This is a genomic window from Pseudomonas furukawaii, assembly GCF_002355475.1.
Taxonomy (GTDB): domain Bacteria; phylum Pseudomonadota; class Gammaproteobacteria; order Pseudomonadales; family Pseudomonadaceae; genus Metapseudomonas; species Metapseudomonas furukawaii.
This window is the reverse complement of sequence record NZ_AP014862.1, coordinates 4577762-4601348: the sequence shown is the minus strand read 5'-3', so window position 1 is coordinate 4601348 and position 23587 is coordinate 4577762. Positions and strand designations below refer to the sequence as shown.

21 protein-coding genes and 1 pseudogene are annotated in these 23587 nt (G+C 67.7%); 8 read left to right on the top strand and 14 right to left on the bottom strand.

Going from position 1 to position 23587, the window contains the following annotated elements:
* Positions 1 to 116 precede the first annotated feature (116 nt).
* Positions 117 to 710: a cupin domain-containing protein gene (locus KF707C_RS21210; RefSeq protein WP_003452214.1), complete on the bottom strand. Its 594-nt coding sequence runs from the start codon at positions 708 to 710 to the stop codon at positions 117 to 119.
* A 354-nt stretch (positions 711 to 1064) separates the two neighbouring features.
* Between KF707C_RS21210 and glnT the strand changes: the two genes are divergently transcribed.
* The 7 genes from glnT (at position 1065) to KF707C_RS21175 (ending at position 8116) form a co-directional block, all read left to right on the top strand.
* Positions 1065 to 2399 carry a type III glutamate--ammonia ligase gene (gene glnT, locus KF707C_RS21205; protein ID WP_003452216.1) on the top strand — a complete coding sequence of 445 codons (1335 nt, stop codon included), beginning with the start codon at positions 1065 to 1067 and terminating at the stop codon, positions 2397 to 2399.
* A 29-nt stretch (positions 2400 to 2428) separates the two neighbouring features.
* Complete coding sequence (locus KF707C_RS21200) at positions 2429 to 3328, top strand: class II glutamine amidotransferase (protein ID WP_003452218.1); 900 nt, start codon at positions 2429 to 2431, stop codon at positions 3326 to 3328.
* Between the two features lie 11 nt (positions 3329 to 3339).
* On the top strand, positions 3340 to 4014 hold the full coding sequence (locus tag KF707C_RS21195) for a GltB/FmdC/FwdC-like GXGXG domain-containing protein (RefSeq protein WP_003452220.1): 675 nt from the start codon (positions 3340 to 3342) through the stop codon (positions 4012 to 4014).
* A gap of 24 nt (positions 4015 to 4038) precedes the next feature.
* Positions 4039 to 5361 (top strand): FMN-binding glutamate synthase family protein, encoded by a 1323-nt coding sequence (locus tag KF707C_RS21190; RefSeq protein WP_003452222.1) that lies wholly within the window; start codon positions 4039 to 4041, stop codon positions 5359 to 5361.
* 603 nt (positions 5362 to 5964) lie between these two features.
* Complete coding sequence (locus KF707C_RS21185) at positions 5965 to 7284, top strand: ammonium transporter (RefSeq protein WP_003452223.1); 1320 nt, start codon at positions 5965 to 5967, stop codon at positions 7282 to 7284.
* An 11-nt stretch (positions 7285 to 7295) separates the two neighbouring features.
* Positions 7296 to 7634 (top strand): P-II family nitrogen regulator, encoded by a 339-nt coding sequence (locus tag KF707C_RS21180; RefSeq protein ID WP_003452224.1) that lies wholly within the window; start codon positions 7296 to 7298, stop codon positions 7632 to 7634.
* Positions 7635 to 7774: 140 nt separating this feature from the next.
* Positions 7775 to 8116 carry a DMT family transporter gene (locus KF707C_RS21175; protein WP_003452226.1) on the top strand — a complete coding sequence of 114 codons (342 nt, stop codon included), beginning with the start codon at positions 7775 to 7777 and terminating at the stop codon, positions 8114 to 8116.
* Between the two features lie 115 nt (positions 8117 to 8231).
* Here the strand turns inward: KF707C_RS21175 and KF707C_RS21170 are convergent, their stop codons facing one another.
* From KF707C_RS21170 to KF707C_RS21120, 11 genes and pseudogenes are all read right to left on the bottom strand, one after another.
* Entirely contained in the window at positions 8232 to 8411 is a 180-nt protein-coding gene (locus KF707C_RS21170) for a hypothetical protein (protein WP_003452228.1), read from the bottom strand.
* Positions 8412 to 8436: 25 nt separating this feature from the next.
* The gene (locus tag KF707C_RS21165) at positions 8437 to 9804 is read right to left on the bottom strand and encodes an ammonium transporter (protein WP_003452229.1); all 1368 of its coding nucleotides are present in this window, start codon (positions 9802 to 9804) and stop codon (positions 8437 to 8439) included.
* Positions 9805 to 10073: 269 nt separating this feature from the next.
* On the bottom strand, positions 10074 to 11063 hold the full coding sequence (locus KF707C_RS30165; RefSeq protein WP_003452230.1) for a methyl-accepting chemotaxis protein: 990 nt from the start codon (positions 11061 to 11063) through the stop codon (positions 10074 to 10076).
* Positions 11064 to 11138: 75 nt separating this feature from the next.
* Positions 11139 to 13481: a DUF1989 domain-containing protein gene (locus KF707C_RS21155; RefSeq protein ID WP_003452232.1), complete on the bottom strand. Its 2343-nt coding sequence runs from the start codon at positions 13479 to 13481 to the stop codon at positions 11139 to 11141.
* An 86-nt stretch (positions 13482 to 13567) separates the two neighbouring features.
* Positions 13568 to 14938: a flavin-containing monooxygenase gene (locus tag KF707C_RS21150; protein WP_003452234.1), complete on the bottom strand. Its 1371-nt coding sequence runs from the start codon at positions 14936 to 14938 to the stop codon at positions 13568 to 13570.
* Positions 14935 to 15843 carry a bifunctional methylenetetrahydrofolate dehydrogenase/methenyltetrahydrofolate cyclohydrolase FolD gene (gene folD, locus KF707C_RS21145; RefSeq protein ID WP_096368053.1) on the bottom strand — a complete coding sequence of 303 codons (909 nt, stop codon included), beginning with the start codon at positions 15841 to 15843 and terminating at the stop codon, positions 14935 to 14937. The genes KF707C_RS21150 and folD overlap by 4 nt, the downstream gene beginning before the upstream one ends.
* Complete coding sequence (gene purU, locus KF707C_RS21140) at positions 15840 to 16694, bottom strand: formyltetrahydrofolate deformylase (RefSeq protein WP_096368052.1); 855 nt, start codon at positions 16692 to 16694, stop codon at positions 15840 to 15842. Before purU ends, folD begins: the two co-directional genes overlap by 4 nt.
* Before the next feature lie 35 nt (positions 16695 to 16729).
* Positions 16730 to 17860: pseudogene (locus tag KF707C_RS30045) on the bottom strand (aminomethyltransferase family protein).
* Between the two features lie 32 nt (positions 17861 to 17892).
* Positions 17893 to 18909, bottom strand: coding sequence for a heme-dependent oxidative N-demethylase family protein (locus KF707C_RS21130; protein ID WP_003451598.1), 1017 nt, complete (start codon positions 18907 to 18909; stop codon positions 17893 to 17895).
* Positions 18910 to 18927: 18 nt separating this feature from the next.
* The gene (locus KF707C_RS21125; RefSeq protein ID WP_003451594.1) at positions 18928 to 19857 is read right to left on the bottom strand and encodes a PDR/VanB family oxidoreductase; all 930 of its coding nucleotides are present in this window, start codon (positions 19855 to 19857) and stop codon (positions 18928 to 18930) included.
* Positions 19854 to 20378: a dimethylamine monooxygenase subunit DmmA family protein gene (locus KF707C_RS21120; RefSeq protein ID WP_003451592.1), complete on the bottom strand. Its 525-nt coding sequence runs from the start codon at positions 20376 to 20378 to the stop codon at positions 19854 to 19856. The genes KF707C_RS21125 and KF707C_RS21120 overlap by 4 nt, the downstream gene beginning before the upstream one ends.
* Before the next feature lie 180 nt (positions 20379 to 20558).
* On the opposite strand from KF707C_RS21120, the gene KF707C_RS21115 reads away from it, so the two are divergent.
* A complete protein-coding gene (locus KF707C_RS21115) occupies positions 20559 to 21224 on the top strand; it encodes a LuxR C-terminal-related transcriptional regulator (RefSeq protein ID WP_003451589.1) in 666 nt (221 codons plus the stop codon).
* Positions 21225 to 21441: 217 nt separating this feature from the next.
* Here the strand turns inward: KF707C_RS21115 and KF707C_RS21110 are convergent, their stop codons facing one another.
* Positions 21442 to 22794 (bottom strand): purine-cytosine permease family protein, encoded by a 1353-nt coding sequence (locus tag KF707C_RS21110; protein WP_003451586.1) that lies wholly within the window; start codon positions 22792 to 22794, stop codon positions 21442 to 21444.
* Between the two features lie 5 nt (positions 22795 to 22799).
* Positions 22800 to 23486, bottom strand: a complete 687-nt coding sequence (locus KF707C_RS21105) for an isochorismatase family cysteine hydrolase (protein ID WP_003451585.1) — start codon at positions 23484 to 23486, stop codon at positions 22800 to 22802.
* Between the last annotated feature and the right edge of the window lie 101 nt (positions 23487 to 23587).

Below are 23587 nucleotides of genomic sequence, written 5' to 3'. Positions count from 1 at the left end.
TGGAGCGCAGAACGGTGCGCGCGGCGCACCCTGCGGCATGGCGGGAAACAGAGGGGTAGGGTGCGCCATGCGCAGCGGAATGGCGTTACCGGGCGCACCTTGCGGGGGAAACGGCCTTACTCGCTGCCGTAGTTCATCACCGACAGCAGGCGGATCGGCACCTTCAGCAGCTTTTCCGGCCCGTGGGGCACGTCGCCGTCGAAGGTCAGGCTGTCGCCGGCTTCCATGTGGTAGAGCTGGTTGCCGTGGCGGTAGACCAGTTCGCCTTCCAGCAGGTGGAGGAACTCGGTGCCGGGGTGGGCGAAGGTGGGGAACTCCTCGCTGGCGTCATCCATGCTCACCATGTAAGCCTCGAAGTTCTTCTTGGGCCCACGGGTGTGGTTGAGCAGGTGGTAGGTGTGGCCCTTCTCGGTGCCCCGGCGAACCACCTCCATGCCGTCGCCGGCCTTCACCAGGATGGCATTGCCGTCGGGCTGGTCGTACTGGCTGAACAGCTTGGACATGGGCATGCCCAGCACGTCGCACAGGCGGCTGAGGGTGTCCAGGCTGGTGGAGACCTGGGCGTTCTCGATCTTGCTCAGCATGCCCTGGCTGATACCGGCGATACGCGCCACATCCGCCAGTTTCAGCTCCTGGGCCTGGCGCTGGCGCTTGATCTGCATGCCCAGGTACTGCTCCAGGCGGAGGCGGGGCGGGGTCTCGGTGGTCATGGGCGGCTATCCTGCACGGTTTCAGTTCAAGAATTTATTTTTCGCACTGAGAAAGTGCGAATCGGGTGTCCAGGTCCGGAAGGCGGCACGGGACTTTCCCACAGTGAAAACGATTTTCCCATATAAACAGTAGCTCGGCGCAAAACCGAGTTCTTCCTCCTCGTGCATTCCGGATTGGCAAGCTGCTTGCATTCCTGATGGGAAACTAAATTTCCTGTGTGGAATTCAATGAAAAAGCCTGGCCGCCACCCGCCCATTCAGACGACCCGGACCCCGGTGGCAGTCGTGCGCCGCTCCGTCCTTGATCGCCTGCCATCCAACGCTCGCCTTGCCCTAATCCAGGAGTGAAGACCCATGTTGCCAACCGAAACGCAGCGCATCATCGACCAGCACGGCATCAAGTACGTGCTGGCCCAGTTCGTCGATATCCACGGCGCCGCGAAGACCAAGTCCGTGCCCGTGTCCGGCCTCAAGGCGGTGGCGGAAGAGGGCGCCGGGTTCGCCGGATTCGCCATCTGCGGCATGGGTATGCAGCCCCATGGCCCGGACTTCATGGCCCGTGGCGACCTCTCTACCCTGATCCCGGTGCCCTGGCAGCCCGGCTATGGCCGCGTGGTGTGCATCGGCCACGTCGAAGGCAAGCCCTGGCCCTATGACCCACGCTATGTCCTGCAGCAGCAGGTACAGCGCCTGACCGACAAGGGCTGGATCCTGAACACCGGCCTGGAGCCGGAATTCAGCCTGTTCCGTCGTGATGCCAGTGGCCGGCTGCAACTGGTGGACGCCTCCGACAACCTCGACAAGCCCTGCTACGACTACAAGGGCCTGTCCCGCTCCCGCGAATTCCTCGAGCGCCTGACCGAGGCCCTGCAACCGGTGGGCTTCGACATCTATCAGATCGACCACGAGGACGCCAACGGCCAGTTCGAGATCAACTACACCTACAGCGATGCCATGGAGTCGGCGGACCGCTTCACCTTCTTCCGCATGGCCGCCGGCGAGATCGCCAACGACATGGGCATGATCTGCTCCTTCATGCCCAAGCCCGATCCGAGGCGCGCCGGCAACGGCATGCATTTCCACCTTTCCATCGCCAGCGCGACGAACAGGAACCTGTTCCACGACGACAGTGACCCGAACGGCATGGGCCTGTCCCGGCTCGCCTACCACTTCGCCGCCGGCCTGCTGGCCCACGGCCCGGCCCTGTGCGCCTTCGCCGCGCCCACGGTGAACTCCTACAAGCGCCTGGTGGTGGGGCGTTCGCTGTCCGGCGCCACCTGGGCGCCGGCCTTCATCGCCTTCGGCGCCAATAACCGCTCGGCCATGGTTCGCGTGCCCTACGGCCGCCTGGAGCTGCGCCTGCCCGATGCCGGCTGCAACCCCTACCTGGTCACCGCCGCGATCATCGCCGCCGGCCTCGACGGCATCGACCGCCAGTTGGAGCCCGGCACCATCTGCAACGAGAACCTCTACGACCTGAGCCTGGAGGAGATCGCCGCGCGCGGCATCAAGACGCTGCCGCAGTCGCTCAAGGAAGCCACCGACGCCCTCGACGCCGACCCGCTGTTCCGCGAGGTGCTGGGCCGCGAGATCGTCGACGAGTTCATCAAGCAGAAGCGCATGGAGTGGGTGGAGTACAGCCGCCACGTCTCCGACTGGGAGATCCAGCGCTACACCGAATTCTTCTGATTACCCACTGCCTCCCGAGGAGACACGCCATGTGCGGCATCGTAGGTCTTTACCTGAAAAAGCCCGAGCTGGAAGGCCAGCTCGGCAAGCTCTTCGAACCCATGCTGGAAGCCATGACCGACCGTGGCCCGGACAGCGCCGGCTTCGCCATCTACGGCGATGAAGTGGCCGAGGGCTGGATCAAGCTGACCCTCCAGGCCACCGAGGGCGGCTACGACTGGAAGGCCCTGATGGGCGCCCTGGAAGGCCGCCTCGGCTGTTCCCTGGACTGGTTCCAGAACGCCAGCGCCGCGGTGCTCAAGGTCCACAGCGACGAGGCCGCCGTGCGTGCCGCCCTCGCCGAGCTGGCCCCCGGCGTGCGCATCATGAGCGCCGGCCAGAGCATCGAGATCCTCAAGGGCATGGGCCTGCCGAAGGAAATCTCCGAGCGCTTCGGCCTGGCCCGAATGAAGGGCAGCCACATCATCGGCCACACCCGCATGGCCACCGAAAGCGCCGTGACCATGGAAGGGAGCCACCCCTTCTCCACCGGCGCCGACCTCTGCCTGGTGCACAACGGCTCGCTGTCCAACCACTTCCGCCTGCGCCAGGAACTCAAGCGCCAGGGCATCGCCTTCGAGACCGAGAACGACACCGAGGTGGCCGCCGGCTACCTGACCTGGCGCCTGCAGCAGGGCGACAGCCTGAAGGAGGCCCTGGACAAGTCCCTGGAGGACCTGGACGGCTTCTTCACCTTCGCCATCGGCACCCGCAATGGCTTCGCGGTGATCCGCGACCCCATCGCCTGCAAGCCGGCGATCCTCGCCGAGACCGACGACTACGTGGCCATGGCCTCGGAGTACCAGGCCCTGGCGAGTCTGCCGGGTATCGATAAAGCAAAAGTGTGGGAGCCGGAGCCGGCCACCCTGTACATCTGGGAACGTGCCTGAGGAGCATCCGTATGAAAACCATCGATCTTTCCACCGCCTCGGTGCGTGAACTGAACCAGGCCCTGCATGGCGACGTGCAGGACCGCGAATGGGTGGTGACCCGCCCCGACGGCAAGCACAACCTGGCCGTGGGCGTGAACCAGGCCGTGAGCATCGATATCCAGGGTCATGCCGGCTACTACTGCGCCGGTATGAACCAGAAGGCGAGCATCACCGTCCACGGCAACGTTGGCGTCGGCGTGGCCGAGAACATGATGTCCGGCAGCGTGCGGGTGAAGGGCAGTGCCTCCCAGGCCGCCGGTGCCACCGCCCATGGCGGGCTGCTGGTGATCGAGGGCGATGCCGGCGCTCGCTGCGGCATCTCCATGAAGGGCGTCGATATCGTCGTCGGCGGCAGCATCGGCCACATGAGCTGCTTCATGGCCCAGGCCGGGCGCCTGGTGGTCTGTGGCGATGCCGGCGACGCCCTGGGCGACTCCCTCTACGAGACCCGCATCTATGTGAAGGGGACCGTGAAGTCCCTGGGTTCGGACTGCATCGAGAAGGAGATGCGCCCCGAGCACCTGGAGGAGCTGAAGGAGTTGCTCAATCGCGCGGGCTTCATTGAGGACCCGGCCGCCTTCAAGCGCTACGGCTCGGCACGCACCCTGTACAACTTCAAGGTCGACAACGCTTCGGCGTACTGATCCAGCACCGACGAGGAACTGCAAATGAGCGAACAACACACCCCGGTGCTGCGCGAGTCCGCCACCTTCGACCGCCTGACCATCCAGGAAATCCAGCGCGCCGCCGAAACCGGCATCTACGACATCCGTGGCGGCGGCACCAAGCGCAAGCTGCCGCACTTCGACGACCTGCTGCTGCTGGGCGCCTCCGTCTCCCGCTACCCGCTGGAAGGCTACCGCGAGAAATGCGGCACCGACGTGGTGCTCGGCACCCGCTTCGCCAAGAAGCCGATCCACCTGAAGATCCCGGTGACCATCGCCGGCATGAGCTTCGGCGCGCTGTCGGCCAACGCCAAGGAAGCCCTCGGCCGTGGCGCCAGCATCGCCGGCACCAGCACCACCACCGGCGACGGCGGCATGACCCCGGAAGAGCGCGGCCAGTCCCAGCACCTGGTCTACCAGTACCTGCCATCGCGCTACGGCATGAACCCCGATGACCTGCGCAAGGCCGACGCCATCGAGATCGTCCTCGGCCAGGGCGCCAAGCCGGGGGGCGGCGGCATGCTGCTGGGCATGAAGGTCACCGAGCGCGTGGCCGGCATGCGCACCCTGCCCATCGGCGTCGACCAGCGCAGTGCCTGCCGCCACCCCGACTGGACCGGCCCGGACGACCTGGCGATCAAGATCGCCGAGCTGCGCGAGATCACCGACTGGGAAAAACCCATCTACGTGAAGATCGGCGCCAGCCGCCCCTACTACGACGTCAAGCTGGCGGTGAAGGCCGGCGCCGACGTGATCGTCCTCGACGGCATGCAGGGCGGCACCGCGGCCACCCAGGAAGTCTTCATCGAGCACGTGGGCATCCCGATCCTCCCGGCCATCCCGCAAGCCGTGCAGGCGCTGCAGGAGATGGGCATGCACCGCAAGGTGCAACTGATCGTCTCCGGCGGCATCCGCAACGGCGCCGACGTGGCCAAGGCCATGGCCCTGGGGGCCGACGCGGTGGCCATCGGCACCGCCGCCCTGGTGGCCCTGGGCGACAACCACCCGCGCCTGGACGCCGAGCTGAAGAAGATCGGCTCCGCCGCCGGCTACTACGACGACTGGCAGAACGGCCGCGACCCGGCCGGCATCACCACCCAGGACCCGGAGCTGTCCAGGCGCCTGGACCCGGTGGAAGCCGGCCGCCGCCTGGCCAACTACCTGCGCGTGCTGGTGCTGGAGGCCCAGACCATGGCCCGCGCCTGCGGCAAGTCCCACCTGCACAACCTCGACCCCGAGGACCTGGTGGCCCTGACCGTCGAAGCCGCCGCCATGGCCCGCGTGCCGCTGGCCGGCACCAGCTGGATTCCGGGGCAGGGTTACTGATTCCCCGGTAGTGCGAGTCAAAGAAGGCCGGCGAGCGATCGCCGGCCTTCCTGTTTCTGGGACGGCTTTGCGGTGCGCACAGCGCACCCTACAGGGTGTCGCAAGGGGCCTAGGGTGGACGTCGCGCTTCACCTCCACCGGCGATGCTTGTCGTGGGCCCGAATGGTGGATCGGTGGGATGGGTAGAGCGAAGCGAAACCCATGCTGGAGCGCTCGGTAACGATGGGTTTCGCAGGCTCGCGGAACGCCGCCCGACCCATCCTGGGGACTGGCGCACCTTGTCCTCTGGTGCGGGTCCGGCACCATCCTGATGAATGAATGGCCATTTTGACTCACAGGAAAATCAAATTCGCACCAAGAAAATGCGTGCGCCTGTGCCAAGCCACCCCGACCGCTCCCCGTCCCTCCCCATAAAGCGTTTACATTCAACGATTTAGTAGAAATACAAGCCCATGCTGCGGCCTTGGCAGGCCAATTGCTATGCCTCTGGGGAAACAAAATTGCCCTTCAGGAAGTTGGACATTCCCCCTAGGGCGCACGCACGGCGGTCCGTCCTTCCGACAGCGGACCGGCCTAATCCCCGTCGGTTGGAGGCAATAGGCAATGATCCGGTTTTCCCCTGTGGGCCGCGGTACCTTGGGCCTTTCTCTTCTCCTTGGCTGTGCAACGGCGTTCGCGGACGACGCGGCCCCCGCCATCAACAGCGGCGACACCGCCTTCGTGGCGCTCTGCTCCCTGGTGGTGCTGCTGATGACCCTGCCGGGCCTGGCGCTGTTCTACGGCGGCATGGCGCGGACCAAGAACGTGCTGTCGATCCTGATGCAGGTGTTCTGCAGCGCGTCCCTGGCATCGTTGCTCTTCGCGATTTACGGCTACAGCCTGACCTTCGCCGACGGCGGTTCGCTGCAGGCGATCATCGGCGGCGTGGACAAGCTGTTCCTCGCCGGCATCACCACCGACTCGGTGGTGGGCTCCATCCCGGAATACCTCTACTTCCTCTTCATGCTGCTGTTCGCCGCCATCACTCCGGCGATCATCGTCGGCGGCTTCGCCGAGCGCATGAAGTTCTCCGCCGTCATGGTCTTCATGGCCGCGTGGCTGACCCTCAACTACATCCCCATGGCCCACATGGCCTGGGGCGGTGGCTGGGTGTTCGACCTGGGCGTGCAGGACTTCGCCGGGGGCAACGTGGTGCACCTCAACGTCGGCATCGCCGCCCTGGTCGGCGCCTGGCTGGTGGGGCGTCGTCGTGGTTTCGGCACGCCCACGCTGGCGCCGCACAACATGACCATGACCCTCACCGGCGGCTCGCTGCTCTGGGTCGGCTGGCTCGGCTTCTGCGGCGGCTGCGCGCTGGCCGCCAACGGCTTCGCCATGCTGGTGATGGTCAACACCATGCTGGCCAGCTGCGCCGGCGCCCTGGGCTGGATCTTCGTCGAGTGGCAGCACCGTGGCCGACCGAGCCTGTTCGGCGCGGTGTCCGGCGCCATCGCCGGCCTGGTGGCCATCACCCCGGCCTGCGGCTTCGTCGGCCCCATGGGCGCCATCCTGCTGGGGCTGATCGCCGGCCCGGTGTGCGTCTGGTCGGTGGACAAGCTGAAACCCATGATCGGCCTGGACGACGCCTTCGACGTCTTCGGCGTACACGGCGTGGCCGGCATCCTCGGCGGCCTGCTGACCCCGGTGTTCGCCCTCACCGCGCTCGGCGGCCAGGGCTTCGCGGAAGGCCGCACCCTGATGGACCAGTTGCTGATCAACGGCGGCGCCATCCTCTTCAGCGTGCTCTTCTCCGCCCTCACCAGCTGGATCGCCTACAAGGTGGCGGCGGCCTTCTGCGGCGGCCTGCGGGTGGATGAGGAATCCGAAGTCGACGGCCTGGACCTCTCCGCCCATGGCGAGGTCGGCTACAAGTACTCGAGCTGAGGAACCCGGCCATGAAACTCATTACCGCCATCATCAAGCCCTTCCGCCTCGACGCCGTGCGCGAGGCCCTGACCGACGCCGGCGTCAGCGGCGTCACCGTCACCGAGGTGAAGGGCTACGGTCGGCAGAAAGGCCATTCGGAGATCTACCGGGGCGCCGAGTACGTGGTGGAGCTGCTGCCCAAGGTGAAGCTGGAGCTGGTGGTGGCCGAGGCCCTCTGCCAGGCCGCCGTGGACGCCATCGTCACCTCGGCGCGCACCGGCAAGATCGGCGACGGCAAGGTCTACGTGCAGGACCTGGAAAGCATCCTGCGCATCCGCACCGGAGAGCTGGGCGAAGACGCGTTGTAAGTCCTCTGCAATACCCCGCGCCGACGCCTTGCGTCGGCGCTTTCCCTGGTGAAAAGCCAACGCGGTGCGCGCGGCGCACCCTACGGGCTGTGTAGGGTTCGCCGCGCGCACCGGATACTTTCGAGTAGGAGAGGTGACGGATGGCATGGTTGAACGGATGGGGATTCCTCTTCCTGGCGGGCTTCTGCGAGGTGCTGTACGCGTCGATCATCCCGCGCACGGAAGGGTTCACCCGGCTTTGGCCGAGCCTGTACTGCGGTTTCTTCCTGGCCCTCAGCATCTACCTCCTGAGCCTGTCCGTACGCGAGCTGCCCCTGGGACTTGCCTATGCCGTGTGGGTGGGCATCGGCACCCTGGGGACGGTGGCCTACGGCACCCTGTTCCTCGGCGAGCCGCTGGGGGTGCTCAAGGGCTTGTGCCTGCTGATGATCATCGGCGGCATCGTCGGCCTGAAGCTGGTGGGCGAGGCTCAGGTGGCGTAGGCGCGCGCCGGCCAGCCGCCATTGGCCGCGGCCAGGATGAGGGGGCATTCAAGGCCGTAGCCCGGATGCAATCCGGGAGCCGGAGCCCCCGGATTGCATCCGGGCTACGAGAGGGCTACTTCAGCTTGGGCAGCTCTTCGTCCGGGAGGTTGTAGCTGTGCTTCTCGTGGATGAAGGTGGCCGCCAGGGCGTAGAGGGTGGCGGCCACCACCACGACGGTGATGACGCCGAGCACGGCGGGGTTGTCGGCGAAGGTGAACACGGCGCTGGCGCCTTCGTAGGTGCTGATGCTCATGGGAATCTTCCTCGTCTGGCCGCGATCAGGCGGTCTTGGTTTCCACCACCAGGGTGGCGGCCACGCTGACGGCGGGTTTCAGGGGTTCGCCGTAGAGGGCGCTCCATTCCGGATAGGCCTGGGCCGGGACTTCGGTGAGGTCCAGCCCGCGTTCCTCGGCATGGGCCGGAACCCGGAGCACGCCGGCTTTCTTCAGGGCATAGGAAATGAGGAAGCCGGGGATGAAGCCCAGTGCCGCCATCACCAGCGCGCCGCCCAGTTGGCCGAAGAAGCTGATCTCCGCCATGCCGTTGACGTTCGGGTACCCCGAGAGGAACACGCCGCTGACCACCAGGCCGGCGAAGCCGCCGAAGCCATGCACGGCGAAGGCGCCCACGGCATCGTCGAGGCGGAACTTCAGCAACAGGTTGTTCACCAGCGGCGCCATGGCGGCCACGCCCATGCCGATCAGGTAGGCGAGGCCGGGGTGGTAGAGGTCCAGTCCCGGGGCCACGGAGATGATCCCCACCAGGCCGCCGGACATCATCCAGTAGGGCTCGCGGGTGGTCAGGTAGGCGCCGATGAGGCCGCCGGCGAACCCCATCAGGGTGTTGAAGGCGAAGGCGGACAGGGTGGTGGGCGCGCCGTAGATGTTGATCCACTGGGCGCCGGAGCTGTAGATGATGCAGCCGCCGAGGAAGCCGAAGAACCCGACGATGATCATCATCAGGCCCACCACGCTCATCGGCATGCTGTGGCCGACGATGGCGTTGGCGCTGCCGTCCGGGTTGAAACGGCCGATGCGCGCGCCGAGGTTGAGCACCACCGCCAGGGCGAAGAAGCCCGCGACCATGTGCACCACGCCGGCGGCGCCGACGTCATGGTAGCCCCACTTCACGGTGAGCCAGCCTTCCGGGTGCCAGCCCCAGGCGGCGGCGAACAGCCAGAGCACCGAGCCGAGCAGGATGGTCATGACGATGAAGGCGCTCATCCGGGCGCGCTCGATGATGGCGCCGGAGAGGATGGAGCCGGTGGTGGCGGCGAACAGGGCGAAGGCCGCCCAGAAGATGCCGGTGGCGTTGTCCTTGATGTTCGGGCCCATGGACTGGCTCCAGGGCATGGCCCCCATCAGGGCATCCATGCGCGGCACGATGCCGTCGGGGAAGGCGTTGTAGATGGCCCAGCCGAAAAGGAAGAAGGTGGGGACGATGAAGCCGAAGGCGAGGATGTTCTTGACCCCGGCGGCCAGGGCGTTCTTCAGCCGCGAGGCGCCGATCTCGTAAGAGAGGAAGCCCGCGTGGATCATGATCATCAGGGCGATGCACCACCAGTAGAATATTTCCATATTCAGCGTGTTGGTCATCTCGATCAGACCCTGCAACTCCTCCAGGGTCGGCGTTTTCTGTTCTTCCATCACTCAATCCTCGATACGAATTCGTTGGAATAGCGTTGGTCGGCAGATCAGGTCGAACACGCGCCTGGCGGCTTCTTGTTTTTATTTCCAAGCAAGAAAAGTGCGTACTGGGAAAGGCAAACACTGTGCCAGTCCATGGCACCGAGCTATCACGCGGTGCGCGCGGCGCCCCCGGTCTCTCACCAGGTTGGGGGGGCCTGTGCACACCGGCGGCAAATGCCCCGTTTGCAGTCATCCTCCCGGCGGGGCGCCTGAATTTGGGTCGTTTCTCAGCGCTGCTGCTGCAACATCGCCTGGATCTGCTGCACCGATTCCTGGGTGCGCCGGGCCAGGTTGCGCACCTCGTCGGCCACCACCGCGAAGCCCCGGCCCTGTTCGCCGGCCCGCGCCGCTTCGATGGCGGCGTTGAGCGCCAGCAGGTTGGTCTGCTCGGCGATGCCACGGATCACCCCGGCGACCTGGGCGATCTGCCCGTAGGTGGACTGGATGCTCGCCTGCTCCCGTTCATGGAGGGCGGCGGCGGCCTTCTCGTCGCTGATCTCGCGCACCGCCCCGGTGACGTGGATGAGCGTGCCCCGGGCATCCCGCAGGCAGCGGCCGCGTTCGCGGAACCACACTTCACCCCGGGTCTTGTGGCGCATGCGGTACTCCACGGCGTAGGAGCCGTCGCCGTTGCGGTCGACCATGGCGGCGTTGAAGGCCTGCATCACCGCTTTCACATCGTCCTGGTTGACCACGCCGAAGTAGCTGTCCCAGCCGTCGGGGAATTCCTCGCGGCTGTAGCCGACCAGCTCGCGGAACTGCTCGGACCAGCGGATCAGGTTCTGCGGGTGGTCCGGGTCGCCGTTGACCACGTTCATGGCCCAGCAGCCCTCGGTCAGGGTGCGCTTGGTCAGTTCCCAGACCTGGCGATCTTCGTCCCAGCGCTCGCGTTCGGCTTCCAGCGCTTGGAGCCGCTGCTCGCCGTCGTCCAGTTCGGTACGCAGTTGCGCGGTGCGGGCCTCCGCCTCGGTCAGGCGCCGCTGTAGCGCCGCGTATTCCTCGGCGCTGCAAGGCGGCGGCGCCTGCCGCTCGGTGTGCCGGCGGATGCGCTGCAGTTCCTCCCAGTCGCGCTGCAGCCGGTCCAGGCTGCCGAGCAGTTGCGGCTGGCGCTGCAGGTGTCGCCGGTTGGCGTCGGCCGTGCCCTGTTCGCTGAACAGGCGATCGAGCCATTGGCTGATTTCATTGGCCAGGTTGCTGGATGCATTGCTGAACCACATCGGTCGGTCCTCCTTGGCTGGTGACGTATTCCTGCCCGTTGCCGTTCCCTAGCAATTCTTCGTCCAGTTCCGGGCTCAGGCGCGCACGCGGGTCTTCTCCGGGTCGTAGGCGACGGTGCCGGCGGCCACCGTCGCCGGGATGCGCTTCTGCTGGCCGTCCAGCTTGCCCACCTCGACGCGGGTGCCCGGTTCGCAATGGGCCAGGTCCAGCCGGCAGAGGGCGATGTTCCTGCCCAGCACCGGGGAGCGGGTGGCGCTGGTGATCACGCCCACCTGGGCACGGCCGATGCGCACGCAGTCGCCATGGGCCGCCGGTTCGTTGCCCTCCAGTTCCAGCCCCACGAGACGGCGTTGGGGATGGGCACTGCGCCGTAGCAGGGCATCGCGGCCGATGAAGTCCGCCTGCTTGCTCTTGAGCGGGACGCAGAAACCGATGCCGGCCTCGAAGGGGTCGGTCTGGTCGCAGAATTCGTAGCCGGAGAAGATCAGTCCGGCCTCGATGCGCAGCATGTCCAGGGCCTGCAGGCCGAGGGGCACCAGGCCCAGCGGGTCGCCCAGCTGCCAGAGGCGGTTCCACACGGCCATGGCGTCCTGCGGGTGGCACCAGATCTCGTAGCCCAGCTCGCCGGTGTAGCCGGTGCGCGAGACCATCAGCGGCGGGCCGTTGTAGTCGTCCAGGCGGCCCACCAGGAAGCGGAACCAGCCGAGGTCCTCGAGCCGAGGCTGGGTGCCGGGCGTCCAGACCATCTGCCGCAGCAGCTCGCGACTCAGCGGGCCCTGCACGGCGATGTTGTGGATCTGTTCCGAGGCACTCTTGACCCACACCTTCATGCCCAGCTTCGCCGCCTGTTCCCGCAGCCAGTCGCCGGCCAGGTCCTCGCCGCCGATCCAGCGGAAGGCGTCGGGCCCGAGGCGCAGCAGGGTGCCGTCGTCGAGCATGCCGCCATGCTCGTAGCACAGGGCGCTGTAGACCACCTGGCCCACCGCCAGCTTGCGCACGTCGCGGGTCAGGCAGTGGTCCAGCAGGGCCTCGGCGTCGGGGCCGAGTACCTCGAACTTGCGCAGGGCGGACAGGTCCATCACCGCCACGCGCTCGCGGCAGCCGTGGTATTCGGCCAGGACGCCATGGCCGTCGTACTGGATCGGCGTCCAGAAGCCGCGGTAGTCCATGAACTGGCGGGTGAGGGCGGAGGTGCCGGGGTGGAAGCCGCTTTCGCGGGTCAGCACCGGGTCGGCGTCGGGCGTCTTGCGGTTGGCCATGGCGATACTGAAGCGCTCCTTTTCGGAATACACGCGGATATGGATGTCGGTGGGCTGCCAGCCGTTGGCCGGGTCGATGTCGTCGGGGCAGGCGCTGCTGGCGCAGACCAGGTCGGTCATGGCGCGCAGCAGCACGTAGTCGCCGGGGCGCGACCAGGGCTCGTCGAGGGTGAGCTGCTGGTGGGCGTCGACGCCGGTGTTGAAGAAGAAGTTGATCGCCGGCCAGCCGGCGCGGCCCTGCACGCCATGGGCGGCGAGGCTGCGGCTGAGGTTGTCGCTGCAGTTGGCGTGGCCGAAGAAGCCCTGGGACTCGTAGTAGCGGGCGGTGCAGGCCAGGGCGAAGGTGTCGTGGCGGCCCACGGTGTCGCGCACCACTTCCAGCATCGGTTGCAGGTCGCGGTCGTAGAAGCGGCTGTACAGGCCGGGGCCGGGGTAGGCGTTGCCGTTGAGGGTGCGGGTCACCGTGGGGTCGAGGTCGATCTCTCGGCCGGCGTCCAGGCCCCGGCGGTCGAAGGCGACGAAGTCCGAGCACTGGCGCCCGGCCACGTCCAGCACCTGGAGGTATTGGCCGGCGCCCACCACGTAGTCCCGCGCGGTGCCGGGGCTGATGGTGAACTCGTCGACCAGTTCCCCCAGGGGCGCCGGCAGTGGCGGGGCCAGCGTGGCGCGCGGGTTGGCGCGCTGGACCAGCAGGCGCAGCTCGCTGGCGCGCCGCTGGCTGTCCACCGGCGTGGCGCCGCCGGGTGCGGCCACCAGCACCAGTAGCGCCTCGCTGGCGCTGAAGGCGCGGCTGAAGCCGGCCGGGGTGCCGGCGGGCCACAGCCGTGCGGCGGTCGGCAGGTGGCGGCAGTCGATGCCGCGCCGGACCAGGCCGGCGCTGACATGGGCAGACTCGCGGCTGCCGTCCCGCAGCAGGTGGCCGATGAAATCGGCGCCGGGGCTTTCCGCAAGGCCGAGGGCGCCGAGGGCCGGGCGGCTGCCGGCGAAGGCCAGCAGCTCGGCGCCCTGGTCGCCTTCCAGGTCGATGACCTCCAGCCGGTCGCCGGGTTCGAGGCCGATGACGGTCAGCCCGCCGGGGGCGACGCGGTGGCGTTCCAGGCCCGGGGCGCGGGCGAACAGGGCCGGCTCCAGCGGCCGGGATATCACGGGTGGTTGCATGCAAGGCTCCTGCGGTGAGGCTACCCGGTGCGCATGGCGCACCCTACGGGGCGGGGTAGGGTGCGCCGTGCGCACCGATCACGGGGTCAGCCCACGGCCTTGATGGAAGGCTCGGGGCTATCGGCCAGGTAGGCTCCCAGGGAGTCGTCCAGGGCTTCCAGCCAGGGGGTGTGGTGAGGTGTGGCGAGGGTGCCGGTGATGAGGGAACGGTGGCACTTGTCGCGGTAGCCCATGATGTCGTCGTGCTTGTCCTGCTTCCATTGCAGGAAGGTGCGGTTCACCGCGGCGATGTCGAAGCTGGGGTAGTCGGTGGCCTCGATCAGCTGGCGGATGTACTCGCCCTGGAACTCGAACATCTCCTGGGCGGTTTCCAGGGTTTCCTCTTCCTGGCGCCAGGCCAGGTCCTCGGCGTGCATGCGCTCGGCATCCGGCAATGCGATGCGTCCGAGGATCACGTCGCGGGCGTACCAGGCCTGGGCGTCGAACATGTTGAAGCTGTACCACTGGTCCTGCATGCCCAGGTAGATGAGCCGGGGGTTCTGCTCCCAGAACACGCCCTTGTAGAGGTTCAGCGGCCAGAGGCGGTTGCCGGTCTTCAGGCGCAGCTCTTCCGGCAGGAAGGGGAAGTGGTGCTTGTAGCCGGTGCAGAGGATCACCGCGTCCACCTGCCGGCTGCTGCCGTCGGCGAAGAAGGCGGTGCTGCCCCTGACGTGGGTGAGCAGGGGCTTCTCTTCCCAGTTCTCCGGCCAGTGGTAGCCCATGGGGGCGCTGCGGTAGCAACTGGTGATGCTGCGGGCGCCGTACTTGAAGCACTGCGAGCCGATGTCCTCGGCGGAGTAGCTGCCGCCGACGATGAGCACGTCCTTGCCCTTGAATTCCAGCGCGTCGCGGAAGTCGTGGGCGTGCAGCACGCGCCCGGCGAAGCTCTCGAAACCGGGGAAGTAGGGCACGTTGGGGGTGGAGAAGTGGCCGCTGGCGACCACCACATAGTCGAAGGTCTCGCTGTAGGTCAGGTCCTGCTCGTAGCTGTGGGCGGTCACTTCGAAGGTGCCGCTGGCGGCGTCGAAGCGCACGTCGCGCACGGCGGTATTGAAGCGGATGTAGGGGCGCACGCCGGCCTTTTCCACGCGGCCCTTGATGTAGTCCCAGAGCACCTCGCGAGGCGGGTAGGAGCCCATGGGGCGGCCGAAGTGCTCGTCGAAGCTGTAGTCGGCGAATTCCAGGCATTCCTTCGGCCCGTTGGACCAGAGGTAGCGGTACATGCTGCCGTGGACCGGCTCGCCGTGCTCGTCGAGGCCGGTGCGCCAGGTGTAGTTCCACATGCCGCCCCAGTCGGCCTGCTTCTCGAAGCAGACCAGTTCGGGGATCTCGGCGCCCTTGGCCTGGGCGGACTGGAAAGCACGCAACTGGGCGAGGCCGCAGGGGCCTGCGCCGATGATGGCGACACGTTGTTTCATGCTGGGATCTCCACGGAAGGTTGGCGGCCTGCGGCCGGGTGTTGCCGCTGGGCGGCGGCGACGGTGTTCTTCATCAGGAAGGCGATGGTCATGGGGCCGACGCCGCCGGGAACCGGGGTGATGGCGGCGGCCCGGGCGATGGCGGAGTCGAAATCCACATCGCCGACGAGGCGCGAGCGGCCGCCTTCGTCGATGCGGTTGATGCCGACGTCGATGACCACGGCGCCGGGCTTGAGCCAGTCGGCGTCCACCAGGCGCGGCCTGCCGACGGCGGCGACGACGATGTCGGCCTGGCGGCAGAGGTCCTTCAGGTTGGCGCTGCGGGAATGCACCACGGTCACGCTGCAATGGGCCTTCAGCAGCAGGGCGGCCATGGGCTTGCCGACGATGTTGGAGCGGCCGATCACCACGGCGTGCTTGCCGGCGAGGTCGCCGCAGCTGTCCTGCAGGAGGCGCAGGCAGCCGGCGGGGGTGCAGGGGGTGAGCACCTCGCGGCCCTGGCTGAGTCCGCCGACGTTCTCGGCGTGGAAACCGTCCACGTCCTTCAGCGGGCTGACGGCCTGGAGCACGCGCTGCTCGTCGATGTGGTCCGGCAGCGGCAGCTGGACCAGGATGCCGTGGACGTCGGGGTCGGCATTGAGGCTGTGGATAAGGTCCAGCAGCTCGGCCTCGCCGGTCTCGGCCGGGCGCCTGAACTCCAGGGAGCGGATGCCGCATTCCTCGGCGCGCAGCACCTTGTTGCGCACGTAGACCTGGCTGGCCGGGTCCTGGCCGACGAGGATCACCGCCAGGGCCGGGGCGACGCCCCGGGCCTTCATGGCCTGCACCTCGGCGCTGACCTCGGCCAGCACGCGGGCGGCGGCGGCCTTGCCGTCGATGAGGGTGGGGGGCGGCACGGCGCTCATCGGAAGATCACCGTCTTGTCGCCATTGAGGAAGACGCGGTGCTCCAGGTGGTACTTCACCGCCCTGGACAGGGCCACCGTCTCGGTGTCGCGGCCCACGGCCACCAGGTCGTCGGGCAGGTAGGCGTGGTCCACGCGCTGCACTTCCTGCTCGATGATCGGGCCTTCGTCGAGGTCGGAGGTCACGTAGTGGGCGGTGGCGCCGATCAGCTTCACGCCGCGCTCGAAGGCCTGGTGGTAGGGCTTGGCGCCCTTGAAGCCGGGGAGGAAGGAGTGGTGGATGTTGATGGCGCGGCCGGAGAGCTGCTTGCAGAGGTCATCGGAGAGGATCTGCATGTAGCGGGCGAGCACCACCAGCTCAGTGCCGGTTTCCTCCACCAGTTGCAGTAGCGCGGCTTCCTGCTGGGCCTTGGTGTCCCGGGTGACCGGCAGGTAGACGAAGCGGATGCCTTCGCGCTCGGCCATCGGGCGCAGGTCCAGGTGGTTGGAGACGATGGCGGTGATGCGCATGTCCATCTCGCCCTTCTGGTGGCGGTAGAGCAGGTCGGCCAGGCAGTGGTCGTACTTGCTGACCATCAGCAGCACCGGCATGGGCCGGTTGCCTTCGAACAGTTCCCAGTCCATGTCGAAGGGCACGGCGACGTCGACGAAGCCCTGGCGCAGGGCGGCGAGGTCCGGCCTGGCGCCGGCGTTGAAGCGGAACACCGCGCGCATGAAGAAGCGCCCGGTGAACTCGTCGTCGAACTGGGCGAGTTCGCTGAGGTAGCACTCGCGCCCGGCGAGGTAGGTGGTGACCGCCGCGACGATGCCGGAGGTGGCCGGGCAGCTGATCTTGAGGATGTAGTGGGTCATGTCGGTGGTTCTCGTGCAGGCAAGGTCGGGTGCGCTCAGCCCTTGGCGGTGCGCTTCTTCTTCTCGGGGTCGTCGAACGGCAGGCTGTGGGCGATGGCCTTCGCGGCGAGGCTGCCGCGCACCTCCAGGGGCAGGCCCTGGGTGGCGATCTGCGGCTCGACGCGGGCGATGGCCATGGAGCGTTCGGTGAGGCGCGAGTACATGGCGCAGGTGATCACCCCCACCTGGCGGCCGTCGTGCCAGAGGGTGTCGCCGTTCTGCGCGGCGACGTGGCCGTCCAGCAGCACGCCGTAGATGCGGAAGCGCTCCTGGCCCTGGCGGCGGTAGTGTTCGCCGGCGCCGCGGAAGTCCTGCTTGCCGGGGGACACGGTGAAGTCCAGGCCCAGCTCCCAGAGGGTGTCGCCGGCCTTCTGGTCGGCGAAGGGGTACATCTGCGAGTTGTCGTAGGGGTAGAACAGCAGGTAGCTCTCCACCCGCAGCCAGTCCAGGGCGGTGAAGGCGCAGGGGATGATGCCGAGGTCCTTGCCCTTCTCCAGGATGCCGTCCCAGATGGCCGGGGCGTCGGCGGCCTTGCAGAAGATCTCGTAGCCGCGCTCGCCGGTGTAGCCGGTGCGGGAGATCATCACCGGGCGCTCGAAGAGTCGGGTCTGCAGGTGGTGGAAATAGGGCAGCTCGCGGATGCCGGGCACATGCTCGGCCAGGAAGTCGACGGCCCTGGGGCCTTGCAGGGAGAGGTCGTGCAGGTCGTCGTCGAACAGCGCCGCCACCTGGCGGCCCTGGGCCGAGCGGATGAGCATCTCGTGGCCCGAGCCTGCGCCGTGTACCACCATGAAGGCGTTGGGGCCGGTGCGGTAGACGATGCAGTCGTCGGCGAAGGTGCCGTCCTCGTCGAGCATGCAGGCGTAGACCGACTTGCCCGGGTAGAGCTTGGAGATATCGCGCGTGGTGGCTTACTGCAGCAGGCTTTCGGCGTGGGGGCCGACGTAGTGCACCTTCTTCAGGCCGGAGACGTCCATCAACCCGGCACGGGTGCGGATGGCCTCGTGGTGGTCGGCGAGGTCGCTGGCGTAGGTCCAGGCGGTGCCCATGCCATTCCAGTCTTCCAGGTTGGAGCCGAGTGCCAGGTGGCGTTCGCGGAGCGCGCTGATGCGCCATGAGTGGGCCATGGGTATGTCCTCTTGGGGTGAGTGGGGTCGGGTCAGGCTTCGGGGTCGAACCGGCGCAGCCAGTCCACCAGCGTCTGGCGGTAGCGGGTGATGCCCTTGTAGTCGGCGATGGGGTCGGGCAGGTCGCGCATCACCCGGTGCATGCGCTGCGCCCAGGCGGGGTTGGTGACCAGTTCGTCGAGGCTGATCAGGTAGGTACGGATGCCGAACAGCAGGGCGTTGGAGCGCGGCAGGCGGGCCATCAGCTGCAGCTCCACGCGCAGGTGCACCAGGCGGCCGACGTTCTCCGGGGTGACCTTGCCGCGGTCGCCGCCCCACTGGTGGAAGGTCTCGGGGGAGGTGTCCAGGCGCGGGTTGATGGTCAGCGTCCAGTTCAGCCGGCGCACCGGGTGGCCCACCTGGATGTTCAGCAGGTACTTCAGGGCGCGGTCGAACACGCCCATCTGGTGGGCCATGGGCACCGGCGAATGCCATTGCTTGAAACTCATGCCGGCATCGAAGCGCAGGGACCAGTCGGCCGGGCAGGTGACCATGCCGGCGTCCATGAACAGGTCGCCGTCGCGCTGGTCGAGCACGGCGAAGTCGCCCTGCATCTGCCGGGTGATGTACTCCAGGGGCTCGCAGGGCAGGGTGGCCGGGTCGCCGAAGGTGAAGCGCTGGTCGATCCCCAGCGCCAGGTTCTGCCAGTGCCAGGCGCTGCCCTGGCGGCCCAGGCGGAAGTGCTGCGGATAGTCCCGGGCCAGGTGCTCCATGAGCATCTCCAGGGTGTCCCAGGCGGCCTGGGCCATGTGCGGCATCACCAGGCAGCGCTGCGGGTCCTGTTCCAGCACCCGGGCGCGTTCGGCCATTTCCGACAGGTAGTGTTCGTCCACGTCGAAGCTGTGCTCGTACACCGAGCCCGGGTCGCGGGACACCGCCGGCTCGAGATTGACCGAGTACATGTACTGGTCTTCCGGAAATGGGAACGGGAAGCGGGCGATGGCCTCGGGACTGTTGCGGAAGCTGAAGTCGTCCCGGTAGGTCTCCAGCGGCTTGAAGGTGAGGGTCATGGCGTGGCGTCTCCGGAATCAGATATCGAGCAGGATCGGGCTGCCGCAGCCGCGGGATACGCAGGGCATCAGGCTGCCGGCGCGTTCTTCGGCGCCGAGGACGTGGTCGCGGTGCTTCACGTCGCCCTTCAGGTAGGTCGTCCGGCACTGGCCGCAGACCCCGCCCCGGCAGAGGTTGGGTACCTCGATGCCGACGGCTTCCAGGGCTTCCAGCAGGCTTTCCTCGGCGGCCACCTCCAGTTGCCGGCCGCTGCGGGCCAGCTCGACGCGGAAGGGCTGGCCGGGCTCCGGCGCGGCGAAGGCCTCCCAGTGCACCCGGCGTTCGCTCCAGCCCTGGGCGGCGGCCTGTTCCTTGAGGTCCAGCAACAGGGGCTGCGGGCCGCAGGCATAGACGTGGGCGCCCAGGGGGCGGTCCTCGAACAGGGCCACGGGGTCGAAGCGGCGTACCCCGCTGGGGTACTCGTTGAGGCGTGGCCCGAGCCACTGGCGCAGTTCCGCCAGGTAGGCGTCGCTGGTACCGCTGCGATAGGCGTAGTGCAGTTCGAAGTCCGCGTTCCGGCGCAGCAGTTCGTGGCTGAAGGCGAGGAAGGGGGTGATGCCGATGCCGGCGGCCACCAGCAGGTGCTGCCGCGCCTCGCTGTGCAGCGGGAAGAGGTTGGCCGGGGCGCTGATGCGCAGGCGGTCGCCGGCCTGCAGCACCTGGTGCAGGTAGCGCGAGCCGCCCCGGGAGGCCTCCTGGTGGCGCACGGCGATGCGGTACTGGCGGGTGTCGGCCGGGTCCCCCAGCAGCGAGTAGGCGTTGCGCCGGCCGTTGGGCAGGTGCAACTGCACGTGGCTGCCGGCGGAGAAGCCGGGCAGGGCGCCGGCGAGGGCTTCCAGGCGATATTCGCGGATCACCGGGGTGAGCTGGCGGATGGCGGCGACGCGGACATCGAGCAGGGCACTCATGGGCGGGTCTCCCGGTAGGGCTGGTCGGCATCGGCACAGACCCCGAGGTAGGCCCCCAGGCGCTGGGAGAAGTGGCGGCGCACTTCCAGCACGACGCCACAGTGGGCGCAGGTGAGGGCGGCGGCGGTGCCGGCGCTCTGGCAGGTGGCGCAGTGCACGCAGAACACCCGGCGGGTGCCTTCGGTGCTGCTGCCGAGGAGGATTTCGTCGCCTTGCAGGCCAGCCCCACGGGCCAGGGCATGCAGTGGCCAGACGAAGGCTTCGTCGCCGCGCAACTCCAGCCGCAGGCCGACGCGGGCGTCCTTCAGCCGCGCGCTCAGGGCCAGTTGCAGGGCCGCGAGACTGGCGAAGTCCGGCAGGGCCAGGTGGACCAGCGGGGTGTCGCCCAAGGTGCTGGCCAGGGCGGCGAGGGTTTCCCGCCCGGCGTCCTGGGTCACCAGCAGGTGTTCCCGAGCCTTCGGGCTGGGTTGGCCGCTGGGGTAGCGCGGCACGCTGAAGGGGTGGTCGGTGAAGGGGCTCATGGGGACCTCTGGCGTTAAGGGGCGCTGTTTCCTCGTGGGGAAAATAATTTCGCCAGAAGAACTCACGCTCAATCCGCTAGAGGAGGTATGCCAAAAGGCGTAGTCGCCAGTTCAAGGCATGGAAGTTGCTGCCCGGTGGAGACTTGCCACCCGAGAGTCGAGTGCCGGAGGAGGAAAGGGATGCACAACGCCAGCCTGCTGCTGCCCACCGCGGCGCCGGCACCTGCCTGGGATGAACTCACCGAACGCGAGGGTCAGACCCTGTCGCTGATCGCCTCGGGCCTCAGCAACAAGCAGATCGCCCGTGAGCTGGGCATCAGCGATGGCACGGTGAAGATCTACGTGCGCAACCTGCTGCGCAAATTCCGTCTCAGTTCGCGCCTGGAACTGGCGACACGGATCCACCGCAGCGGCTCGTCATGGCGCATGAGCGAGGAACCCCGGTTGCCCAGCGAGGGTGCAGGCGGGGTTTCCCCTGCACTGATTCCGACCGCCCTGGGCCTGCTGGACGAGTTGCCGGGGCTGATCTATCGCGGCGACAACGACCGTACCTGGTACATGGAGTACGTCAGCGCCGGCTGCCTGCGCCTGACCGGCTACCCGGCGGAGTACCTCACCAGCAGCCCGGAGCACAGCTTCGGTTCGCTGATCCTCGACGAGTACGCCGACTACATCTGGTACTGCGTGCAGTGCGCCCTGCTCACGCGCGAGCCCTACCAGCTCAGCTACCGCATCCGCTGCGCGGACGGGCGGATCAAGGACGTCTGGGAGACCGGCGTGGGCATCTACTCCGCCACGGGCGAGGTGCTTGGGGTGGAAGGCGCCATCTTCGAGCGGCGCCTCTAGGCGCTGCCGTTCCCGGGTTGATCCGAACCCTGGGGTGCGCTGCGCGCACCGATTCCGGGGCCGGCCTGGGCACCCGATCGAACCGCTGAATCACCCCTCTTCCTTCGGGAGAGGGGCCGGGGGTGAGGGGTGTTCGAGGCGGCAGGATGTATCGGCGCCGCCTTGAGCTTCCCTCACCCCAACCCTCTCCCAGGGGGAGAGGGAGTATTGTCCGTGCCTAGACCGGGCACGGGCGCGCCAGGCGCTGGCGCATCGCGAAGTAGTAGATCAGCGCCGGCACCAGCAGGCCCACCACCCAGGCCAGGTCGATACCGTCCAGGGCCTGTGCGACCGGGCCGACGTAGAGGCTGGTGTTGATGAAGGGGATCTCCAGCAGGATCGCCAGCAGGAAGCTGCCGCAGGCGACGCCGTTCACCCGTCCGTAGCGTCCGTCGGGGTCGAAGATGTCGGCCACGCAGTAGTCGCCTTTCCTCAGGCAGTAGAAGTCCACCAGGTTGATGGCCGTCCAGGGGATGAGGAAGTAGCTCATGAAGAAGATGAAGTTGAGGAAGAAGGCGATGAAGTCATCCTGCCCCAGGGTGCAGAGCAGGGTGGCCAGCAGGCTGATGGCGGCCAGGAAGAGGCCGCGCACCCGGGGCGTCACCTTCAGGCGCACGAAGGGCTCCAGCACCGTCACCGTGGACATGAAGGCGCCGTAGAGGTTGAACACGTTGATCGCCACCTGGCCATAGAGGATGAAGACGAACAGCAGCACCGCGCCGGCCCCGAAGAGCCCGGCCACGTGGCTGCCGACGTTGTCGGAGAAACCGCCGATGGCCACGGCGAGGATGGCGCCGAGGATCATCATCCAGGCGCCGCCGGCCACGGTGCCGGCGTAGCTGAACCAGAACACCCGGGCGCTGGAGGTGCGGCTCGGCAGGTAGCGGGAGTAATCCGCGACATAGGGCGCGTAGGACAGCTGCCAGGTGACGGCGATGCCGACGGCGGCGAGGAACTTCGGCAGGGAGAAGTCCACGGCGGCCCATTGCCCGGGGTCGATCGGCAGGCCGAGGGCGAGCAGGGTGGCGGCGCAGAACACCAGGATCGACAGCAGCGACAGCAGCTTCTGCAGACGGTGGATCAGCCGGTAGCCGTAGAGCGCCACGATGAAGCACAGGGCGCCGATGAGGTAGATGTTGCCGCTGGCCGGCAGCGGGCTCACCGACTCGATGGCCTGGGCCGCCAGCAGGGTGTTGCTGACGAAGAAGCCCAGGTAGATGAGCATCACGAACAGCAGCGGCAGGACGGCGCCGATGACGCCGAACTGGGCGCGGCTCTGGATCATCTGCGGGATGCCGAGCCTGGGGCCCTGGGCCGAGTGGGAGGCCATGAAGAGGGCGCCGATCAGCGAGCCGAGGACGATGGCCAGGGCGCTCCACAGCAGGTTCAGGCCGAGCACCACGGGCAGCACGCCGGAGGCGATGGTGGTGATGTTCATGTTGGCGCCGAACCAGATGTAGAACAGCGATCCGGGCGTGCCGTGGCGTTCGCTTTCCGGGATGAAATCGATGCTTCTTTTCTCGATGTGCATGGCGGTCACTCCTGTTCGCGCCCGGGCAGGCCCAGGGCGGATTGAAGGCGGGCGATGGTGGCGACGAACTGCTCCGGGGCGTGGGCGAAGGCGTCCGGCTCCTGGCAGGGCACGGAGCGCCAGGGCTGCCCGGCGAGGCGGCGCAGGTACTGCTCGGTGGCGAACAGCTCCAGGGCGTAGACCCAGTTGGCCATGAGCAGCAGCGCGGCCTGGTGCGCGGCTTCGGTGGTGCTGGTGCAGGCGTCGGCGATCAGGTCGATGCGGTAGCCGAGGGCGAAGGCGTCCTGCACCGTGGCCAGGACGCAGGCATCGGTGAGCACACCGGTGACGATCAGCCGGCGGATGCCGCGCTCGCGCAGGAGGCTGTCCAGGTCGGTGCGGTGGAAGGCGCTGTAGCGCGGCTTGTCGATCACCCGGTCCCCCGGCGCGGGCGCCAGGGCGTCGAGGATCTCCACCTGCCGGGTGCCGGCGCGGTAGGCGAGCGGCTGGCCCCGGGCGTCGCAGGGTTCGCCCCAGGGCAGGTCGCGGCCGTCGGCGCGGTTGAGGTGGCGGGTGAAGAGGATGGGGATACCGGCCGGGCGCAGGGCGTCCAGCAGGCGGATGTGATTGTGGATAACCCGGTCGAAGCCATGCAGGGGGAAACCGTCCTCCTGCTGCATGTCGATGACCAGGCAGGCGCAATGCTTGTCCATGGGCGACTCGTGTCGTTGGGTCACGGGAAGGCGGCACGCCACCCGAGGCCGGTGCGCGCAGGCGCGAGCGGCCCGGGGAATGCCGGGTGTCGTTCAGCGTG

Coding starts and splice junctions, on each gene's coding strand:
- KF707C_RS21210 (WP_003452214.1), bottom strand. CDS start 710: ATGACCACCGAGACCCCGCCCCGCCTCCGCCTGGAGCAGTACCTGGGC.
- glnT (WP_003452216.1), top strand. CDS start 1,065: ATGTTGCCAACCGAAACGCAGCGCATCATCGACCAGCACGGCATCAAG.
- KF707C_RS21200 (WP_003452218.1), top strand. CDS start 2,429: ATGTGCGGCATCGTAGGTCTTTACCTGAAAAAGCCCGAGCTGGAAGGC.
- KF707C_RS21195 (WP_003452220.1), top strand. CDS start 3,340: ATGAAAACCATCGATCTTTCCACCGCCTCGGTGCGTGAACTGAACCAG.
- KF707C_RS21190 (WP_003452222.1), top strand. CDS start 4,039: ATGAGCGAACAACACACCCCGGTGCTGCGCGAGTCCGCCACCTTCGAC.
- KF707C_RS21185 (WP_003452223.1), top strand. CDS start 5,965: ATGATCCGGTTTTCCCCTGTGGGCCGCGGTACCTTGGGCCTTTCTCTT.
- KF707C_RS21180 (WP_003452224.1), top strand. CDS start 7,296: ATGAAACTCATTACCGCCATCATCAAGCCCTTCCGCCTCGACGCCGTG.
- KF707C_RS21175 (WP_003452226.1), top strand. CDS start 7,775: ATGGCATGGTTGAACGGATGGGGATTCCTCTTCCTGGCGGGCTTCTGC.
- KF707C_RS21170 (WP_003452228.1), bottom strand. CDS start 8,411: ATGAGCATCAGCACCTACGAAGGCGCCAGCGCCGTGTTCACCTTCGCC.
- KF707C_RS21165 (WP_003452229.1), bottom strand. CDS start 9,804: ATGGAAGAACAGAAAACGCCGACCCTGGAGGAGTTGCAGGGTCTGATC.
- KF707C_RS30165 (WP_003452230.1), bottom strand. CDS start 11,063: ATGTGGTTCAGCAATGCATCCAGCAACCTGGCCAATGAAATCAGCCAA.
- KF707C_RS21155 (WP_003452232.1), bottom strand. CDS start 13,481: ATGCAACCACCCGTGATATCCCGGCCGCTGGAGCCGGCCCTGTTCGCC.
- KF707C_RS21150 (WP_003452234.1), bottom strand. CDS start 14,938: ATGAAACAACGTGTCGCCATCATCGGCGCAGGCCCCTGCGGCCTCGCC.
- folD (WP_096368053.1), bottom strand. CDS start 15,843: ATGAGCGCCGTGCCGCCCCCCACCCTCATCGACGGCAAGGCCGCCGCC.
- purU (WP_096368052.1), bottom strand. CDS start 16,694: ATGACCCACTACATCCTCAAGATCAGCTGCCCGGCCACCTCCGGCATC.
- KF707C_RS21130 (WP_003451598.1), bottom strand. CDS start 18,909: ATGACCCTCACCTTCAAGCCGCTGGAGACCTACCGGGACGACTTCAGC.
- KF707C_RS21125 (WP_003451594.1), bottom strand. CDS start 19,857: ATGAGTGCCCTGCTCGATGTCCGCGTCGCCGCCATCCGCCAGCTCACC.
- KF707C_RS21120 (WP_003451592.1), bottom strand. CDS start 20,378: ATGAGCCCCTTCACCGACCACCCCTTCAGCGTGCCGCGCTACCCCAGC.
- KF707C_RS21115 (WP_003451589.1), top strand. CDS start 20,559: ATGCACAACGCCAGCCTGCTGCTGCCCACCGCGGCGCCGGCACCTGCC.
- KF707C_RS21110 (WP_003451586.1), bottom strand. CDS start 22,794: ATGCACATCGAGAAAAGAAGCATCGATTTCATCCCGGAAAGCGAACGC.
- KF707C_RS21105 (WP_003451585.1), bottom strand. CDS start 23,486: ATGGACAAGCATTGCGCCTGCCTGGTCATCGACATGCAGCAGGAGGAC.